The sequence below is a fragment of the Neorhizobium sp. IRS_2294 genome (assembly GCF_050500145.1).
Lineage (GTDB): Bacteria > Pseudomonadota > Alphaproteobacteria > Rhizobiales > Rhizobiaceae > Neorhizobium > Neorhizobium soli.
The window spans coordinates 379098-398069 of sequence record NZ_CP191440.1; the positions used below are offsets into that span (position 1 = coordinate 379098).

12 protein-coding genes are annotated in these 18972 nt (G+C 59.8%); 7 read left to right on the forward strand and 5 right to left on the reverse strand.

Annotation, left to right across the window (positions count from 1 at the left end):
* Positions 1-5 precede the first annotated feature (5 nt).
* Genes ACQY1K_RS19040 through ACQY1K_RS19060 form a run of 5 tightly spaced genes read left to right on the forward strand, consistent with a single transcriptional unit; the run spans position 6 to position 6889 of the window.
* Positions 6-914: a carbohydrate ABC transporter permease gene (locus ACQY1K_RS19040; RefSeq protein WP_430260257.1), complete on the forward strand. Its 909-nt coding sequence runs from the start codon at positions 6-8 to the stop codon at positions 912-914.
* Positions 914-1765 carry a carbohydrate ABC transporter permease gene (locus tag ACQY1K_RS19045; protein WP_430260259.1) on the forward strand — a complete coding sequence of 284 codons (852 nt, stop codon included), beginning with the start codon at positions 914-916 and terminating at the stop codon, positions 1763-1765. The genes ACQY1K_RS19040 and ACQY1K_RS19045 overlap by 1 nt, the downstream gene beginning before the upstream one ends.
* On the forward strand, positions 1762-3864 hold the full coding sequence (locus ACQY1K_RS19050) for an alpha-galactosidase (protein ID WP_430260261.1): 2103 nt from the start codon (positions 1762-1764) through the stop codon (positions 3862-3864). Before ACQY1K_RS19045 ends, ACQY1K_RS19050 begins: the two co-directional genes overlap by 4 nt.
* The gene (locus ACQY1K_RS19055) at positions 3861-4958 is read left to right on the forward strand and encodes an ABC transporter ATP-binding protein (RefSeq protein WP_430260263.1); all 1098 of its coding nucleotides are present in this window, start codon (positions 3861-3863) and stop codon (positions 4956-4958) included. Before ACQY1K_RS19050 ends, ACQY1K_RS19055 begins: the two co-directional genes overlap by 4 nt.
* Positions 4958-6889, forward strand: coding sequence for a beta-galactosidase (locus ACQY1K_RS19060; RefSeq protein WP_430260264.1), 1932 nt, complete (start codon positions 4958-4960; stop codon positions 6887-6889). The genes ACQY1K_RS19055 and ACQY1K_RS19060 overlap by 1 nt, the downstream gene beginning before the upstream one ends.
* A gap of 214 nt (positions 6890-7103) precedes the next feature.
* Here the strand turns inward: ACQY1K_RS19060 and ACQY1K_RS19065 are convergent, their stop codons facing one another.
* A complete protein-coding gene (locus ACQY1K_RS19065) occupies positions 7104-7913 on the reverse strand; it encodes a transporter substrate-binding domain-containing protein (RefSeq protein WP_244508841.1) in 810 nt (269 codons plus the stop codon).
* A 237-nt stretch (positions 7914-8150) separates the two neighbouring features.
* Between ACQY1K_RS19065 and ACQY1K_RS19070 the strand changes: the two genes are divergently transcribed.
* Positions 8151-10433 carry a putative bifunctional diguanylate cyclase/phosphodiesterase gene (locus ACQY1K_RS19070; RefSeq protein WP_430260266.1) on the forward strand — a complete coding sequence of 761 codons (2283 nt, stop codon included), beginning with the start codon at positions 8151-8153 and terminating at the stop codon, positions 10431-10433.
* Between the two features lie 152 nt (positions 10434-10585).
* Positions 10586-11179, forward strand: a complete 594-nt coding sequence (locus tag ACQY1K_RS19075) for a hypothetical protein (RefSeq protein WP_430260268.1) — start codon at positions 10586-10588, stop codon at positions 11177-11179.
* 79 nt (positions 11180-11258) lie between these two features.
* Here the strand turns inward: ACQY1K_RS19075 and ACQY1K_RS19080 are convergent, their stop codons facing one another.
* From ACQY1K_RS19080 to ACQY1K_RS19095, 4 genes are all read right to left on the reverse strand, one after another.
* Positions 11259-11909: a hypothetical protein gene (locus ACQY1K_RS19080; protein WP_092662941.1), complete on the reverse strand. Its 651-nt coding sequence runs from the start codon at positions 11907-11909 to the stop codon at positions 11259-11261.
* 697 nt (positions 11910-12606) lie between these two features.
* Positions 12607-13230 carry a pyridoxamine 5'-phosphate oxidase family protein gene (locus ACQY1K_RS19085; protein ID WP_184655823.1) on the reverse strand — a complete coding sequence of 208 codons (624 nt, stop codon included), beginning with the start codon at positions 13228-13230 and terminating at the stop codon, positions 12607-12609.
* Between the two features lie 203 nt (positions 13231-13433).
* The gene (locus ACQY1K_RS19090; protein ID WP_430260270.1) at positions 13434-15203 is read right to left on the reverse strand and encodes a CHASE2 domain-containing protein; all 1770 of its coding nucleotides are present in this window, start codon (positions 15201-15203) and stop codon (positions 13434-13436) included.
* 36 nt (positions 15204-15239) lie between these two features.
* A complete protein-coding gene (locus ACQY1K_RS19095) occupies positions 15240-18896 on the reverse strand; it encodes a FecR domain-containing protein (RefSeq protein WP_430260272.1) in 3657 nt (1218 codons plus the stop codon).
* Between the last annotated feature and the right edge of the window lie 76 nt (positions 18897-18972).

Below are 18972 nucleotides of genomic sequence, written 5' to 3' on the forward strand. Positions count from 1 at the left end.
TCGTCGTGAGCTATTCCGCAACGCAGCCAGCGCGCCGCTCGAAGAACAACAGGGAATGGCTCACGCCATGGCTGTTTCTCGCACCCGGCCTTTTCATGTTTATCGTCTATGTCCTCTTGCCGATCTTCCAGTCGATCTGGATCAGCTTTCACGACTGGGACGGGCTTGGCGAAAAGGTCTGGATCGGGCTTGGCAACTACAGCGAACTTCTGGACGACGATTCCTTCTACGTTTCCCTCAAGAACAACGTCATCTGGCTGCTGCTCTATCTTCTGGCGATCCCTGCAGGCCTTGCCGTAGCACTTTTTCTCAACCAATCGGTCGCCGGCATCCGGCTCTACAAATCGCTGTTCTTCTTTCCGTTTGTCATCAGTCAGGTCGTGGTCGGCCTGATCTTTACCTGGTTCTACGCGCCGGATTTCGGGCCGTTTTCGAAACTGCTGGAGTGGCTGACGGGCGAGCAGCTGGCGGTCCTGGCGGATGAGCGCTACGTCACCTACGGCATCATCATCGCCGGCCTGTGGCCGCAGACGGCCTATTGCATGATCCTCTACCTGACCGGTCTCAACAACATCAATCCGGAACAGGTCGAGGCCGCGCGGATGGATGGCGCCAAGGGGCTCAAGCTTCTCTGGTACGTTGTCCTGCCGCAGCTTGCGCCGGCGACATTCATCGCGATGGTCGTCACGGTCATCGGTTCGCTGCGCTCCTTCGACCTCGTCTCGATCATGACGGCCGGCGGCCCCTACGGATCGAGCCAGGTTCTCTCCTATTTCATGTTCGAACAGGCATTGTCGGAATACGGCTTCCGCATGGGTTATGGCGCCGCAATCGCCGTCGTGCTGTTCCTGATCATGATGGTGTTCATCTCGCTCTTTATTGTGCGGATGCTGGTCCAGGAAAGGAACGCCTGATGTTCCCCTCTCCCATTCAAAACGCATCGCCATGGATGCGGAACGGCTATACGATCCTCTTGCCTGTCGCGCTGATACTCTGGCTCCTGCCTCTGATCGGCGTCGCCATCACCTCGGTGCGGCCGGCGGGCGATCTTGCAGCCGGCAATTACTTCGGAATGCCCTCCGGTTTTGCCGGTGTCGAGAACTACACGGCCGTCTTCCGGGATTCTCCGATCGGTCTCTACATCCTGAACTCGTTCAAGGTGACGATCCCAACGGTCATCGGCGCGGTCGGTATTTCCTGCCTGACCGGCTTTGCGCTGGCGGTCTATCGCTTCAAGGGCAATCTCGTCCTGTTCTTCATGTTCGTCGCGGGCAATTTCATTCCCTTCCAGATCCTGATGGTGCCGGTGCGCGACCTGACGCTGAAACTCGGCCTCTACGACACCGTAACTGGACTGGTGCTTTTCCATGCGGCCTTCCAGACCGGTTTCTGCACGCTCTTCATGCGCAACTTTATCAAGGGCCTGCCCTTTGCCCTGATTGAATCAGCGCGCGTCGAAGGCGTTTCTGAATGGAAGATCTTTCGCCATATCGTGCTGCCGCTGATGCGGCCGGCGATTGCGGCGCTGTCCGTCCTGATCTTCACCTTCGTCTGGAACGACTATTTCTGGGCGACCGTGCTGGTGCAGGGCCAGCACGCCATGCCTGTCACCGCCGGCCTCTATTCGCTGAACGGCCAATGGGTTGCCGCCTGGCATCTGGTTTCCGCCGGATCGATCATCGCGGCCCTGCCGCCGGTCGCCATGTTTTTCCTGATGCAACGGCATTTCATTGCCGGCCTGACACTTGGAGCCACCAAGGGATGAGTGACATCGTAACTGTCGGATCCGGCGATTTCGCGCTGAGCCTCCGCCTGCCCGAAACGGGGATGCCCGAAATCCTGGCCTTCGGCCGCCCGCCGGTTGCCGCCGATCCGCTGTTTGAGATCGAACGATCGAGCCGTATCAACGGCATGGACGTCGCCGTCCCCTCCGCCGTCCTGCTGCCATCAGGCGGAATGGGCTTTTTCGGCTGGCCGGCGATTGCAGGCCACCGCGCCGGCCGCGATTTCATTCTCGCCTTCAGCGGCTGGTCGGCAGCACGGGACGGAGCACAGACCGTGCTTTCGGCGAACGACCCGGTCGCACGGATCGGGATCTCCATCACGCTTACGGACCATGCGTCCGGCGTGCTCTCGATCGCAACCCGGCTCTCCAATGCAGGCGAGACCGACTACCAGCTCGATCGCTGCATGGCCGCGAGCTTCCTCGCGCCCTCAGGTGAGACAACCATCACCAGTTTTACCGGCTCATGGGGCCGAGAGTTCCAGACCCGTCGTGAAACGCTCGGCAATGGCCTGTGGAAGCAGGAAAACCGCCGCGGCCGCACCTCGCACGACCGTCTCCCGATGCTGTTCGTCGAGACCGGTGACCAGGGTTTCGGCGTCACGCTCGGCTGGAGCGGCAATCACCAGATCGCCATCGACCGTACCGATGACGGCCAGCGCCTCGTCCATCTCGGCGAACTGTTCGAACCCGGCGAGATCATTCTTGCGCCCGACGAGAGTTACCAGAGCCCAGTCGCCTATGCCGGGCCGAACAGCGAGGCACTTCATGCCTTCGTCCGCACCGAGCTTGTCCAGTGGCCGGGCGGCTCCATGCGCCCAAGGCCAGTCACGCTCAACACCTGGGAAGGCAACTATTTCGACCACCAGCTGGACTCGCTGAAGTCGCAGGCGTCCGCGGCGGCCGCACTCGGCATCGAGCGGTTCGTTCTGGACGACGGCTGGTTCGGCAAACGCGACGACGACACGACGAGCCTTGGCGACTGGGATATCGACCCGCGCAAATATCCGAACGGACTGAAACCGCTCGTCGATCACGTGACAAGCCTTGGCATGCAGTTCGGCATCTGGTTCGAACCGGAAATGGTCAATCCGTTGTCCGACTTGTTCACCGCCCACCCGGACTGGGCGCTGCAGGTCGAAGGGCGACCACTGCTTGCGTCCCGCAACCAGCTCGTGCTCGATCTTACCCGGCGGGACGTCTCAGACTATCTGTTTTCGAAGATGGATGCGGTGCTTGGCGGCCACGCGGTTTCCTATGTCAAATGGGACATGAACCGCGACCTGACCCATAGCGGCGGTCGCGACGGCAGGGCGAAGACTGCCGCCCAGACACGCGCCGTCTACGCCCTGATGGATCGCGTTCGCGCCGCTCACCCCGATGTCGAGATCGAAAGCTGCGCGTCGGGCGGTGGCCGTATCGATTATGGAGCGCTCGCCCGCACCCATCGCGTCTGGACTTCGGACTGCACCGATGCGCTGGAGCGGCTGGAAATCCAGCGCGGCGCCTTGCTTTTCGTTCCGCCGGAAATTCTCGGCAGCCACATCTCCGCAGACCCCAACCACCAGACCAACCGTCGCCATACCCTGAGCTTCCGGGCGCTGGTGGCAATGGCCTATCATTTCGGCGTCGAACTCAACCCGCTCGAACTCTCAGTCAAAGAGCGCGCCGAACTGGCGCTCTATATCGAGACCCACAAGCGGCTTCGCCCGCTTCTCCATGCGCCCGGCGCCAACTTCCGGCTTGAGCCAATCGATGGCCGTTATGTCTGGGGTGCCGCAAGCGCTGAAAAGATCGTCGTCATCGTTGCGCAGGGACCGCAGATGGTGGGCGAACAGCCATCACCGCTGCGCTTGCCCAAACAGCTCATCCGCTTCGGCGGAACCTGGCGCATCGAAACCGTACTGCCCGAAGCCCCCGATTTCATCCGCATATCGGAGGGTCAGAAGCGATTGCTTTCCGGCAAGATCGCTTTCGATCTGGCGAATGCCGGGCTTGCAGGCCTGCCCTTGCCGATGCTTCGGCCCGAAAGTGCCCTGCTTCTCGAATTAACACCTCACAATGGGAGACAGATGCGATGAGCGACGTCAGCCTGCGCGCCGTCAAGAAAAGCTTTGGCGCCGTCAATGTCATCAAGGGTGTCGATCTCGATATTGCCGATGGCGAGTTCTGCGTTTTCGTCGGCCCGTCCGGCTGCGGCAAGTCCACGCTGTTGCGGATGATCGCCGGCCTGGAGAAGATTTCCGATGGCTCGCTGTCGATCGGCGGCCAGGAGATGACCGATGTCGGCCCGTCCGAGCGCGGCGTCGCCATGGTCTTCCAGTCCTATGCCCTCTATCCCCATATGACTGTTGCGGAGAATATCGGTTTTGGCCTGAAGATGACGGGCCATCCGAAAGCGCTTGTCGCAGAGCGCACAGCCTATGCGGCAAAGATGCTGCAGCTTGAGCCGCTGCTGCAGCGCAAGCCGGGGCAATTGTCGGGCGGCCAGCGCCAGCGCGTTGCAATTGGCCGCGCGATCGTCCGCAATCCGGATGTCTTTCTATTCGACGAGCCGCTCTCCAATCTGGATGCGGCGCTGCGCGTGCAGATGCGCTCGGAGCTGTCGAACCTGCATCAGGATCTGAAGGCGACGATGATCTACGTCACCCACGATCAGGTCGAGGCGATGACCATGGCCGACAAGATCGTCGTGCTGTCGGCAGGTCGCATCGAGCAGGTCGGTGCGCCGCTCGAGCTTTATCACCGGCCGAAAAACCTGTTCGTCGCCGGGTTCATCGGTTCGCCGAAGATGAATTTCCTCACCGTTCCCGTGACATCAGGAGAGAACGGCAGCGTCACCGCAAGCCTTCCCGGTGGCGCATCGCTTTCGCTCGACACGCACGGCGCCTCTGTGAAAGGCGCAACGATGACGCTTGGGATTCGCCCCGAACATCTGGATGCGACCGGCAACGGCGACGTCGTTCTCGAAGGCCGCGTGAAGCTCGCCGAACATCTCGGCTCCGAGACGCTGTTCTTCGTTTCGTTCGCCGATGGTGCAGAGATTTCGGTCAAGGCCGACGGCCTTGCAAGCCAGCGGGCCGGCGACCCTATCCGCATCGGCATTCCGGCCAGGGCCTGCCATCTGTTCGATACCGACGGCCTTGCCGTCGTCAATGGGGATCTCACACGATAATGCTTGGCGTCTGCTACTATCCGGAACACTGGAACGACGACCGCTGGGAAACCGATGCGCGGCGCATGCGCGAGCTTGGCATTTCCTTCGTGCGCATCGGCGAATTTGCCTGGTCACGGCTTCAGCCGAGCCGCGGCAATTTTGACTTCGCATGGCTCGACCGGGCGATGGACGTTCTGACGAAGGCTGGCCTCAAGATCGTGCTGGGTACGCCGACGGCGACACCGCCGAAATGGCTGATCGACGAATATCCCGAGATTCTCCCCTATGACGAACAGGGGCGTCCGCGTGGTTTCGGCTCGCGGCGTCACTACACCTTCTCCTCGGAAACCTGGTGGCGCGAGAGCGCCCGCATCGTCGAGGCGGTCGCGAAACGGTACGGCGACCATCCGGGTCTCGTCGGCTGGCAGACTGACAACGAATACGGCTGCCACGACACGACGCTGTCCTTTGGACCTGAAGACCTGAAGGCATTCCGCCGCTGGCTGCGGCTGCGCTACCAGTCTACCGAGCAGCTCAACGAAGCCTGGGGCTCGGTGTTCTGGTCAATGGAAGTCGCGAGCTTCGACGACGTCGCGCTGCCGAACCTGACCGTGACCGAAAGCAATCCGGCGACGCGGCTCGATTTCTGGCGTTTTCACTCGGAGCAGGTCGCAGCCTATGACGCAATGCAGTGCGAGATCATCCGCCGGCATTCGCCGGATCGCTGGATCACCCATAACTTCATGGGCTTCGTTCTCGATTTCGACCATTTCCAGGTGGCTGACAATCTCGACCTCGCCTCCTGGGACAGCTACCCGATCGGCTTCGTCGAAAAGTTTCCGTTCTCGGAGGCGGAGCGCAATCGCTGGGCCGAGACGTCGCATCCGGATATCGCGCCGTTTCACCACGATCTCTATCGCGCGGTGGGCCGTGGCCGGTTCTGGGTGATGGAACAGCAACCCGGCCCGGTGAACTGGGCGCCCTGGAACCCGATCCCGAAGCCCGGCATGGTGCGCCTCTGGACCTGGGAAGCGCTGGCCCATGGCGCAGAAGTCGTCAGCTATTTCCGCTGGCGGCAGGCACCCTTCGCTCAGGAGCAAATGCACGCGGGTCTGAACCTTCCCGGCCTAGACGAACTTTCGCCCGGCGGCCGCGAAGCTGGACAGGTAGCGAGCGAGCTCGCCACTTTCGGAACTCTGCCGGAAACACAGACGGCTAAAGTTGCTGTTGTCTTCGATTACCAGAGCTACTGGACGACGGTGATCCAGCCGCAGGGCAAGGACTTCCGTTACGAAGAACTGACCTTCCGCTGGTATGAAAGCCTTCGGCGCCTCGGCGTCGATATCGACTTCGTGCGCCCCGGCGCGCCGCTGGATGGCTACGCGCTCGTCGTTCTGCCCTGCGTCACGGAAGTATCCGCGGATCTGGAGAGGGAACTCCGCCAATTCGACGGCGTGGTCCTGATCGGTCCACGAACCGGATCCCGAACCCGCAACTTCACCATTCCCGACAATCTGCCCCCCGGTCCGCTCGCCGATCTCACAGGCCACCGCGTCCTGCAGGTCGCCACCCTGCGGCCGGGCCTTGCCCAGCCTGTGACCGGACAGATCTCAGGCGCAGCAATCCGCTGGCGCGAAGATATAGAAGCGACCGGCGATGTTCTTGCCCGCTTCGGCGATGGCATGCCGGCCCTCACCCGCAAGGAGAAGATCCATTACCTGGCCTGCTGGCCGGATGAGTCACTCCTTGCCGCAACGATGAGCCTGGTTCTGGACGCTGCGGACATCCCCACGTTCGAGCTGCCGGAACATGTTCGTATGCGGCGACGCGGCGAGCTCGTCTTCGCGTTTAACTACGGTGCGGAGGACTGGACGGTACCAACCGGGATCCGCATCGTGCTCGGCGAGCGCACTCTTCGCCCGTATGAGGTTGCTGTCTGGCGGGCGTGAGCGAGCCAGACAGCAACCAAACACGCGCCTGCCAAACGGTTGCTCGGGAGCTGAACGGGCACTATGGAACGGTGCGGAACTGACCGAAATGATGCGAGCGGATCTCCACTACGACATTCGCTGAGCTGTATCAGGATTCCGGCTTAGGCCGGTTCGCGGCAGGGTATCGACCCGACATCCTGTTTCGATCTTCAGGAATGCCAGATGGCCCGCATCAACGGATGCTGAAGGGGAAATATTTCGCGTTGATGCTGTCATAGACTTCGCCAGCCTGAAGCTCCGCCAGGGCCGCATTGATCTTTGCCGTCAACGCAGCATCGTCCTTGCGGAAAGCGATGCCCGCACCTTCGCCGAAGATCGATGTGTCCTTGACGTCGGTGCCAACGAACTTGCAGCAACGTCCTTCATTTGTGTTCGTGAGCCAGTCGTACACGGCAAGCTTGTCTTCAAGCATGACGTCAACGTCCTCGTTTGCCAGCGCCTTGTAAAGCTCCGGCGAGGAGCGAAACACCGTTGTCTCGGCGCTTGGGAAAAACTTCTTGATGTATGCCTGCTGTGAGGTCTCCGCCGCGATGCCGACGCGCAGGCCCTTGAGGCTTTCGTCCGATATGGTGGTCAAGACCGAGTCTTTGCGTGCGATAAAGACGGAGGGACTGTCGTAGTATTTGTCCGAGAATGTCACGAGTTTGCGTCTCTCTGCACTCATCGACATGGACGATACGATCATGTCGTATTTGTTCGAAAGCAGATTGGGGATCATGTCGGTCCATTCCTGGACGACCAGTTCGCAGGAAAGCCGTGCCGTCTCACAAAGGGCCTTGGCGATGTCGACGTCGAAACCCTGCAGTTGACCGCTGGAGTCCACGTAGTTGAAGGGAGGAAAGCCTCCCTCAAACGCAACCTTGATCTTCTGATCTCCTGCCCGGTCGGCAGCGACTGCCTCTCTAAGGTTATGTGTGGGCAAAAGGAGCAACGAAGCAGCTATACACAGTGTGATCAGCGCTCTGGGGTTCATTTTCGGCATCTGGCTCTCCTCTTGTCGTCCGGGCTCGATTCCCGTATTGGGAACATTAGAACATACAAGGATTAAGAGCTTCTCTCGCATGCTTGTCAGCGGCCAACCAGAAGCTCATCTTGACCCCGGCCGCCTCCGGCATTGCGTGTTTTCGTCATCAATCGCGAATGCTTCAATTTTGAGACATGCTTTAAAAGCATTTCGTAATTAATCCCCTCTACACTTCCCTGGGCGAGGGGAGATTCCGTGTCTTCAAACTGGGTGTTTTCATTGTTGACGCGACTGTCGGCTCGTTCGTCGTCGCAGTCGGTTTTGATCCTGCTGACCGGAACCGGTCTTGCAATATTAGGGCTCGTTGTTCTCGCAGCCATTTGGGCCGGAAGTGAAAGCGACTCTGCGGCGCGCGACAGGCAACGAGAGCTGGTTGACGGCAGGCTGCAAAATCAGGTCGACCGCGTTGCACAGGATATGCAACTGCTGGCGGAAGGCTATGCTTCATTCTTATCGCCCGGCTCTTCGGACAGCGGCACGGTGATATCCAGAAGCGCGTCGATCCAGACGTTTGGTCGGATCGCCACATCCGTCTTTGGCTACAGCGCCGTTTTTCTGATTTCGCCCGACGGAGAACTCGCACTCCAGCCTGACCCCGATAGCGTGCGTCGTTTCAAATGGGTTCGTCCCGTCCTTTGGCCAATGATCTCGGCCGTAACAAAAGGCCTGGAAACCGATGGGCAGCACGCTCCCGCTCCCCAAAAGAATCAGGTGGAGTTGCTCCGGCTGGAAGGCAGGCCCTCGATTGCGGGCATCGTTCCGGTGGTTCATCAGGTGCAAGATGATCCAGGTAAGGTGAAGGCGGAATACTATCTTATCGCCATCCGGTTTTTGGACGGCCCGACGCTCGATATGTTGAGCAGGGAGCAGGGTCTCGCCGGGGCACGTTATGCTCGCACAGCGGATTACGAACCGGGTGAGGTCGCGTTCCAGGTGGCGTCCACCCGCACGGCAGAGCCCATCGGATTTATCGTCTGGAAACCGGATCTGCCTGGTTCTCGCGTTATCGCGCGTCTCCTGCCCTTCCTGTCTGCCGCCGGACTTGTCGTCACCATCTTGTTTTCCGCCCTGCTGCTGCGTCTGCGCTACAGCCTGAAACAACTCGCTGCGAGCGAGACCCATGCGCGGCATCTTTCCCATCACGACGTGCTGACCGGTCTTCCCAACCGCGCTTTGTTTGCGACAAGACTTGAGCAATGTCTTACCGAACTCGGGACACAAGACCGCGAGACTGTCGTCGCGCTGATCGACCTCGACCGATTCAAGCAGGTCAACGACGTCTACGGCCATCTCGCTGGCGATGAGCTGTTGCGTATCGCCGTAGAGCGGATGAAGTCGCTTCTTCGGCCTGGTGACACACTTGCGCGTTTCGGCGGCGACGAGTTTGCCCTCCTCATCCCCTCTCTCGGCCACAACCGAAGCATCATCGGTTTGTGCAACGAGATCATGGCGCGCATCAGCGACCCGTTTCATCTTGTGAACGGTACTGTCGTTGTCTCTATCGGCGGTTCGATCGGATACACGGCCCCTGAGGGCGCGTTTACCACCGCCCGGGAACTCCTTCGTCGGGCAGACGTCGCACTCTACGATGCCAAGGAAAGTGGCCGCGGCCGCGCGGCAGAATACAATAGTTCGCTGGACACCCGCGCAAACGAACGCACCGAACTGCGGAACGAACTGCGCATCATGCTCGAAAGAGATGAAGGTCCGGGTGCCACGCAAGGGGTGATGCGCGACAACAGGGTAGGTCATCTGGAAGTTTTTGCTCAAGGCGTCCATCAGGCAGACAGGTCACGTGATGTTACAGGTGCGGAAGCTCTTGTCCGATGGCGCCACCCGACAAGGGGGCTTCTGTCGCCTGACAAGTTTATTCCGATTGCTGAAGAAGCCGGGATGATCAACCAGCTGGGCCGATGGGTCTTGCTCACGGCGGCCGCCGCTGCCGCGTCCTGGCCGGCTCATCTCTCGATTGCCGTCAACGTCTCCCCGTCACAAATCGGACAGCGCAACTTTGCCCAGATGGTTCTGTCGATTCTGAGAGATTGCGGGCTTTCGCCGGATCGCTTGGAGCTTGAAGTAACAGAGGCTGCCATTTTCAACCTCGACGAAGGCGCGGCCGAGAACCTGAACCTACTCAGGTCACGCGGGGTGAGAATTGCGCTCGACGATTTCGGCACCGGCTTTTCGTCGCTGAGCCATTTGATCGACCTCAAAATCGACCGCGTAAAGATTGACAGGTCCTTCGTCCAATTGCTGGGCTGCAAGGCAGAAGGTGCCGCCATCGTCTCCGCTATCGCCAGTCTGAGCCGGACATTGGGCAAGGCAACAACGGCCGAGGGTGTCGAAACCGAGGAGCAGAGGGAGTTCCTGATCGCAGCGGGATGCGACGAGCTGCAAGGTTACCTTTTCTCGCGACCCATACCGATCGAGGCCTTCGGCCACCAGGTGCGGCCGAGCCAAATACGCCTCTCGTTATAAACGGAACACGAACGGTGGCAGAATTCCATCGGTCGTTTCGGATCTGCCACAACTCTCGACAGTCGATGACGTCTTGCCTACAACGGATCAGGTCGTATGTTGTCTTGCTAACGTTACGGCGCGCGAAACAACTCCTGAGGAGGAAAGCTGGAATGAATTTCTTCCCGAGGATGGCTTTGGTGGCCGTCGTCTTGCAGTTGGGTCTCGGTCACGCGCGAGCAGACCGTCCTGATCTGGATCAGTTCGTGATGGTGTTCGGTGGCGCTATGGTCGATGAGAATATGCTCGACGCTGCCAACGTGTTCGGTTCTGACTACGAAGATAACGCGTTGATTGGGCTGGGGTACCAGGTGTTCCCATACCAGTTTGGGACGTTCAGCTTCGGCCTGGAGGCGGGTCTTGCTGGTCGGTTCGGCGAGAGCACGAGCGGCGAGGTGTGGGGCGGTGTCGTAGGTCGACATGACGGCGTCAGGCTCGGCCCTGTGCGTGTCTCGCCATCTTTCACGTTCGGCCTCAGCCATGTCACCAAAAGCCAGAAAGGTCGGGAGCGGGATCACGAGCAGGAACGGGACGGCAACGCACGCACCCTGTTCTACCTTGGACCCGAGCTGAGCCTTTCGAGCGACAAGCTCCCGAACACGGAGGTGTTCTGGCGGCTCCACCATCGCTCAGGCACATGGGGAACGCTTGGCGACATGCACGGCGGCTCGAACGCCAATGTCGTAGGGGTCCGGTACAAGTTCTGACAAAAAAGGCCCGTATCAGGCTCAGCCTGATCGCATAGCCTGACGTTGGAAATGTCGGTCAGCAGATGCAGGCTGCAGATCACACTGACTTTGGGAACAGTGGAGTCACATTCGTGGTTGCATTCCCGGTGGCGGGTTGGAGCTTGTTTGCGGTCGCTTTATCGAGGCCGTGCAGAATCTTGGCCAGCCCTTCCGCCTGACGATAGTAGTCCGGTTTTTCAGGAAGGGTCAGGTCGAACTCGCTGCTGATCCGAGCAATCAGATCCATCGCTCTTGCAGCAAGCCGGGCGTAACCCTCAATGCGGCGCTCGAAAAAGCCGTCATGCGCGGGTTTCGACAAATCGAGGCTTTCGAGAGCGTTCTCGTGGTTGCTAACACGGTTTGAAAACCACAATATCTCTTCGCCAAGATCCGCCCCGAAAAGTTGCCAGTCCGCGTCGTCAGGAAGGATCAGCACTGGTTCGGGAAGATGGAACGCGAACTCCTCCTGGTCCATAGGATTGAACTCAGGCCGGTCATGGACGGCTGCATAGGCGGCCCCGACGTAGTCATCGAGCGCCAGCATCGTTCGCATTGCAAGGCTGCGCGCGTTCCGGTTTGTCTGTCCCGGACGGACGAGAACGCCGAGTTTGTGGATGGACCGACTGGCGGATCCCAGAGCAAAGCTACCAGCGCCAATCAGCGCTCCCAACGTCATGAAACCTTGCGTTGTGCCGAAGAAATCAATCACCGAGTACCTCGTTAAGTAAGCCCGTCGTGGAGTCGACTGAAGAGTAAAAACCGGAATCGTTCCGAGTGACAGTCTGCACCGAAGCGTGCAGAAAACAAACGTTACCGTTCCAGTTTGATGAGATTTTCAAGATGGAGCGGGCTTTACCGGCAATAGATGTGATGCCGAGCAGCCGTGTTCAAGTCTGCGGGCGATGCCCATCCTTCAGCGCGGGGCCTACGTCATAGAGGTTCTCCGTGTCTCCTTGACGAGGCATTGTCACGCGAAACAGGCTTCGTCGCCGGCAACAAGAACCGCGTCCATGCGTTATCGTCGCAACGGTCTCATGGTAACTGCGAATAGATCGATAATGGAGACGACGATGGTGGCGGGTGTATTTGACGTTACGCAACTCAACTTGATCAGAGACGCGCACCTCGACTGGTGCGCCGTTAACACCGTTGAGCCGACCAGCGTGTTGGGGGAGGAAGCGGTTGCCTATCTGTTGAGGGCATATGGCGCTGGCTGCGACAGCCCCCAAGAGATGATCGCGTCCCTCGATCGTCACATCAGCGAACGGGCGAGCCACGTACAGCTGGGATCGCCTGCTATACCATCATCCGGCGACGAACGTTGAGACCAGCGGCTGAGGCAACGCTTCCCGGCGACCGACCACGCAATCTCGTGTGTAAGTCTTAGACGATCGTTCGAGCGCCGGTCACAAGGCTTTGCCTTCCAAACGGGCCCGCAGTGTCGCGTTTTCTGCTTCCAGCTGATGCAGTCTTTGACGAAGGGGTGCTACCGCTTCCTCGACCTGCTGCTCGGTATAGCGCGGGATGATGTGTTGCGGGCAGTTCCAGTCGTAAGCCTCGAGCCGAAGCTTGAATAACCGCTCCGGCCTGCCTTTGTAGGTGGGATCGGAGACCAGATCGGTAAGAGCCTGATCGGCATCGAGCGTTAGCCGCTCGACATGTGCGTAGATTTTGAGCCGGGCTCGTCGGACGTAGTCCATCAGGAACAGGCAGGCCCGGTCGTTGGCTGCGAAATTTCCTGCACTGATGTACTGGCGGTTACCTCGATAGTCGGCAAATGCCATGGTTCGAGGATCGACGACCTTCAAAAAACCAGCTCTCCCTCCACGGTGTTGAACGTATGGCCACCCGGTTTCAGACACCGATGCCATGTAGAAGCTGTCGCGCGAGGCGATGAAGGCGATTTCGTTTTCCGTGAATGTATCTGAGGGGCGGTCGTGGTTGCCCAACCATATTTGATCCGCACCCATATCCGCCTGTGCGGCTCTGACGCTCGGCGTCACGGCGACTTCCAGGAAATGATACGGCACGTGAACCCCATATTCAGGCGGGCCCGCATGGTGACCGCACGGTGCGGCGCCGCGGATCGGACTATAGCTCGACCAAATCAAAGATTGGAATGCTCATTCTTCCGGCCGGTGGACATTCCGGCCGCAGTTGATCGGGATCACACTCTTCGGTTCGTCTCTATCGATGCACGCTTTCTCCCGTCAAATTCTTCCTGTCCGATCTCCTACCGCACAACAGTGAAAACCGAGACTTCCTCGCTCTTGCCTTTGACGACGATGCGGCCGAGCTCCCTCACACCGCTCGTGTCGGCCAGGCTGGCCGCAGTTCCTGCCCCAATCAATAGGGAGACGCCGAGGTTCTTGGATTCCCCCTCGAGACGTGCTGCCAGATTGACGGCATCGCCGAGCGCGGAATAGTCAAAGCGCCTGGTCGAACCCATGTTGCCCACGACGCAATCACCCGTGTTGATGCCGATGCCGATACGCAGCTCGTGATGCGTTCGACCGGCGATCTCCGCCTCACGCGCGAGCTCGGCGTTCAGGCTCTCCATTGAAGCGAGCATTGAGAGCGCGGCTGAAACCGCGTGATCGGCATGGTGGGGATCGTCGAGCGGCGCATTCCAGAATGCCATCAGGCAGTCGCCGATATACTTGTCGATCGTTCCCCCATGGGAGAGCACGATATCCGAAAGCGGCGTCAACAGCCGGTTTATCAGCTCGGTGAGGTGTTGAGGGTCATCCTTCAGCTGTTCGGCGATTGTGGTGAACCCGCGGACATCGCAGAAAAGGACGCTCAGCTTCTTCTTCTCGCCACCAAGCTTCAAACGGGTCGGATCGCTGGCCAGTTGAGAAACAAGGTCAGGCGATAGGTACTGAGCGAACGCTTGCGTGATCTGGCGACGGCCCGCCCGCTCCTTCGCGTAATCGAGCCCCGCCTGCGCAGTGCTCAGGCTGAGCATCGCCAATGCGGGTGAGACGGGAGACACAAAGACCCTCCCGAGCCGCAACGCCGCGTAAGCTCCACCCAGCAACACGACAAGCGCGACACTGTTGTACAACACGATTTTCCAACCCGTATCCTTGCGAACCAGCAACGCCCCGATGACGACCGCACCAAACAGCAGAAGTTGACGCAGTGCCTGGTCAGCTTCTGTAACGGAAGATCCCAGTCTGATGTTGTCGACGATCGTCGCCTGGATTTCAGCGCCGGCCGTCAGGTGACCGGTGTGGACGGTGTAGGGCGTTGCATAAGCGTCCGCTCCACCCTTCTCCACCGTCGCTGCGGTCTGGAGGCTTAGACCGATCAGAACGATCCTATCCTTGAAAAACCCTTCGGGCAGGAACCGCTCCGGCTCGAGCGCCTGGTAATAGGAAACTGTCGGGTATGTGCGGGCTGGCCCGTAAACCTGAAGCAGTTTGTTCGGCACTCCCACGGAAATTTCGAAACCTGCAGCAGTCGCAACCGTGGCGGCGAAGCCATCGTCGTAGGGTGGCAGACGACGCAGAACGCCGTCGCGATCAAGCGTAATCGAGGCAATGCCCGTCAAAGCATAGGCGTCACTGAACATTTGCAGCGGCAGAACCCGCACAAACTGATCCGCCTGCGCGGACGTCACAAGCGTTTCGTCACCGGCGAGCACGACGTCTGGTCCAAGCGCTGCGGCAAGGGCGGCGTCGTCTTCAGGATTGGACGGCTCCGCGAAGATGATGTCCATGCCGATCGTCCTGGCACCGGCCGCGCGCAACGCCGTGATCAGTCTTGCATGCAGGCCTCGTGGCCACGGCCACTGGCTCTGGATTTCGGCGAGAGAGGGTTCGTCGATCGCAACGACGATCGGGCTGTCCGAGGCAAGCGGCAAAGGGTTCAGGGTCGATAGATAGTCGAACGCACGGTTGTCGAGCAGCGACCAAGCTGGAAGCTGAGCGATCAACGTCAATGCGACGTAGATTATCAGTGACAGCGCCGTGAGCTTTAGCTGCCGAGACCGGAGCATGGGCCCGCCGCGGGCATTCGACCGACTACCTGACATCTAGAAACGAACCTTCAACGTACCCTTGAAGGATCTTCCCCAGGCGGGAACGCCGGCGTCGACTTCGAACTCTTCGTCGAGCAGATTGAAAGCCTCCAGTTCCAGCGCCATCCGCTTGTCGAGAGGCTCCCAGGTCAGCTTGCTGTCGAGGGTCCAGTAGTCACCAAGGCCAGTCCCGGCACTGCCTATCCGCTCGCCAATGTAGTTGGCGGCCAGCGAAACCTGGACATTGGCCGGATTGACATAGGTGAGCGCCAGCTGGCCTGCCCATTCCGGGATGAACGGCAAGGATGAGCCCGCGGGCAGGCTACCGCCTTTTTCTTCCGAATCCGCGTAGGCGATCGTGGACGAGAGACCGAAGCCGTGCCCTAAGAGAAGATTGCCTGTCAGACTCGCCCTATCGATGCGTCCCTCGCTGGTAGTGAAGGGAACGGCTGTCAGTGGAACTGCGATCTGCATGTCGCGCACGTCCTGGTGCTGGAACTCCGCAGCCGTGAAGAACCTGTCTGTCCACTCTGCATCCCACCGAAGTGCGACCGTATCGGCACGTCCTTCCGGTGCAACATCGAAAGCATTCGGCTGCAGGCCGACGACAGAGACCGGCGACAGTGTCGGCGTCGACAGATCCGTGCTGCTGCGCATCACGGCAGCGCGGAGCCACTGTCCCTCGGCAGGTGACCAGGCAAGGCCGAGACGCGGCTCTAGGCGAACACCGTCAGATGCGTCGTTGCTGAGGTAGTTACCGAATACGGCGTACTCAGCCTTCAAGTTTGACTGGATCTCGTGGAGCAGATCGACATAAACGCTTGCGACGCTCGTGCGATCCGAGCTGCTGGCGGTCCCGGAAGCCCCGCCGATAAGGTCTTCTATCGTCTGTGTCTGGGATTCGGAGATCCAGCCACCTTCCAAACCATAGCGCCAGGTGAGATCACCCGTTTTGAACGTATGGCTGAGAGCGGCAATATAGGCATTTTCTTCATACTCATCGCGTTCGCGAGCATTTGGAATCGTCGGAAACGGAGTTCCAAGGTCGATCTCGCTGTACCGTGTGTCATTGCGCCTCGTGCCGCTGTGAAGAATGGCGGCATTCATGACATTCTCGTAGGCGAACGTGTGGCTCCAGCCCAAACCTCCGTTGCGGCTTCTCCCGACAATCTCGTCTTGCCGCGTTTCCGTGACGACGGGCAACGTTCCGGGGATCGTCACCTCCTGCTCGAAGGTACTCTTTGCATCGTTGTAGTAGAAGACGATGCGGTCGTAATAGGTCGGACTGGTGGTCAGGAAGACATTGCCGCCGAGCACCTCCAGCTCTGTCCCGATATCCGTGATCAAGCCGGCATCGCGGGCGTCGAGTGACTTCTGCCATTCGAAATTGGCATAGTAGCTCGTCGGGTTCGGGAAGTTCGTATAGCCCTGAATCTCTGCCTCGCCCGTCCCGCCGGTGCCTCCGCCCGCCGCAGTGAAGCCACCTCCGACAGACACTTCGAAGAACGGCCGGGTGAGAATGTCAAACCCGCGACTGGGAGACGAGATCAGTGTCGGCTCCACCAGGAGCCCCTGAAGCGTTGATGAAAAGAATTGCCCGTTCGGGGCGTTGTTGATGACGTCCTCACCATAGAGGTAGCTGTTCGCGAAAGGGTTGACGCTGCCACGGATGCTTTCATCGATATAGGCAGCACCGGAAAATGGATCGAAGACGGCATCGCTGTAGAATTCGCCCCAGGCGTTCAGGCCTTGAAAGCGGAACGCACTGTTGAGAATCGAACCCGCCTGCTGGTTTGCGCCCAGCGACGTGTACTCTCCACCGCGCGCTCGCGCACGCAGGACGTAGTCTCGCGCATGTTGGATCGCACCCGGCGCATCATACTCCGAAATGGCCACCGAGGCCCGAACCGCCGAGATGACGGGATCGTTGTTATCCAGTCTATCGGCATTGTCGATCGCCTGTTCTGCAGCGACACGGTCCCCTTTCTGGTAGTAGGCCGCGCCAAGAACAATTTGCCCCTGGGCATCCGCCGGATTGGAAACAGTGCCTGCGAGCAGGTCTTCGACCGCCTTGTCGGGCTCGCCTGTCTGGAGATAGTAGCGACCTCTCGCAATCAGAACCTGATCCAGCGCCGGATCCGCAGCCATGGCAAGATCGATCTCGCGCTTCGCCTCCTTAACCCGGTTTGTGTCCAGATAGAAGATCGCCAGATTCGAGTGCGATATAGGATCGATCGGATCCAGCTCGATCGCCTTTCGAAGCGCTGCCTCTGCCTCTCGATTGGCACCCCTGGTCGAGTGTATGTCGGCGATCGCATTCCAGGTGGTGCTGCTTCCCGGCGTTACCTTCAGAACCTCGTAGAGATCTGCCAGCGCTCCGTCGTTATCGCCCTGGAACCCTGCCTTGAAATGAGATCGCGCCTCCAGCGCAGTGGGCTCATGCGGATCGAGAGACAGTGAGCGGTTTATCGCCTCCTCCGCCTGCTTGCGGTCATTCAACAACAACGCGATCCAGCCGCGATAGGCCGGAAGCGAGGGGTCGGAAGGGTACTGTCGCTCCGCTTCGCGAAGAGCCTCGATCGACGCGTTCAGGTCCTTCAGGAAACCGACCGCATAGGCCCGCAGAAATGCGGCTTCCGGTCCACCATTGCTCGGTGGCAGCGGCTCGACACGGCTTGGATCTGCCAGCGACCGTGCATAATAGCCACCCCAGAGCGCGATCGCTCTCCTGCGTGGATCGAGGCGGTGAGAAACCTGCGCGAAAAGGGCCGCCGCTTCACCGTATCGCGCTTGGTTGGCTGCGATGATGGCCTTGATCAGGATCAGCCGGTCCCGTTGGGTTGATGATAACTGCGTGCGCTCCAGCGCACCAAGCATCTCCATTGTCTTTGCCGGGCCTTCAAGCGACAACTGCGCTTCCGCAAGATCGACCAGGTCGGCGGTCGAACGCTTCGCAGGTGGAATCGCCAGAATACGATCGGCATTTCGGCGCATGTCTGCAAATGGGACCGCTGCTGGCGGCATACGCTCGAACGCTTCTCGCGGCGGAAGGTAGAACAGCATTTGTTCGCGGTCATCGGAGTCGACGATAACCACCTTGCGAGGCGCCTGACCCAAGGTGGCTGCTGCCGCCTCACCCGCACGCACGTCGACCATGCCTTGTGGATTGGCGAGTTGCACGACCCCGTCGAGAACCGTCAGCGACGTGTCGTTGCCGCTGACCGTCATGGTCCAGTCGGTCCCTCGAATAGCGGCAGCCGCTGCGGCAGTCTGGACCTGTACGCCGGGCCCTCCGCGCTCGGCCCGGGCCCAGATCGTTCCTGACTGAAGCTGCAACACCGTGTCGGAACTCGTCTCGCTGGTGATCTGCTTCACGACCATCGAGGTGTTGCGGCCGAGCCTGACCTGGGTACGGTCCGAGAAAACGATGGCGAGCTGGCCGACCTCGTTCGTGCGCAGGATATCGCCGCTCATCAGGTCCTGTTTGAGATCGACGGACTGCCAGTCGGACACGTCAATAAAGCGGACTTCCTCGCCGGTCTTGCGTGCGATGACGGCCCCAGCTGCAGTACCTAAGCGCGGAACAGGCTCCGCACCCGCAGGCTCAAGTGCAGCCGATAAGAGAACAGCCGTCGTCAGCGACAGCACTGTTGCTGCCTTAAAAAGTTTCACTCTACAATCCGGCATCCCCCGCCGCTCCACTCTTAAGCAACTAAGTGTCGTAGTCGCCCTAGCAAGACTATTGAAT

Bases quoted from the DNA above. Each gene is read 5' to 3' on its own strand.
- ACQY1K_RS19045 (WP_430260259.1), top strand. From the start codon at position 914: ATGTTCCCCTCTCCCATTCAAAACGCATCGCCATGGATGCGGAACGGC.
- ACQY1K_RS19050 (WP_430260261.1), top strand. From the start codon at position 1,762: ATGAGTGACATCGTAACTGTCGGATCCGGCGATTTCGCGCTGAGCCTC.
- ACQY1K_RS19055 (WP_430260263.1), top strand. From the start codon at position 3,861: ATGAGCGACGTCAGCCTGCGCGCCGTCAAGAAAAGCTTTGGCGCCGTC.
- ACQY1K_RS19060 (WP_430260264.1), top strand. From the start codon at position 4,958: ATGCTTGGCGTCTGCTACTATCCGGAACACTGGAACGACGACCGCTGG.
- ACQY1K_RS19065 (WP_244508841.1), bottom strand. From the start codon at position 7,913: ATGCCGAAAATGAACCCCAGAGCGCTGATCACACTGTGTATAGCTGCT.
- ACQY1K_RS19075 (WP_430260268.1), top strand. From the start codon at position 10,586: ATGAATTTCTTCCCGAGGATGGCTTTGGTGGCCGTCGTCTTGCAGTTG.
- ACQY1K_RS19090 (WP_430260270.1), bottom strand. From the start codon at position 15,203: ATGCTCCGGTCTCGGCAGCTAAAGCTCACGGCGCTGTCACTGATAATC.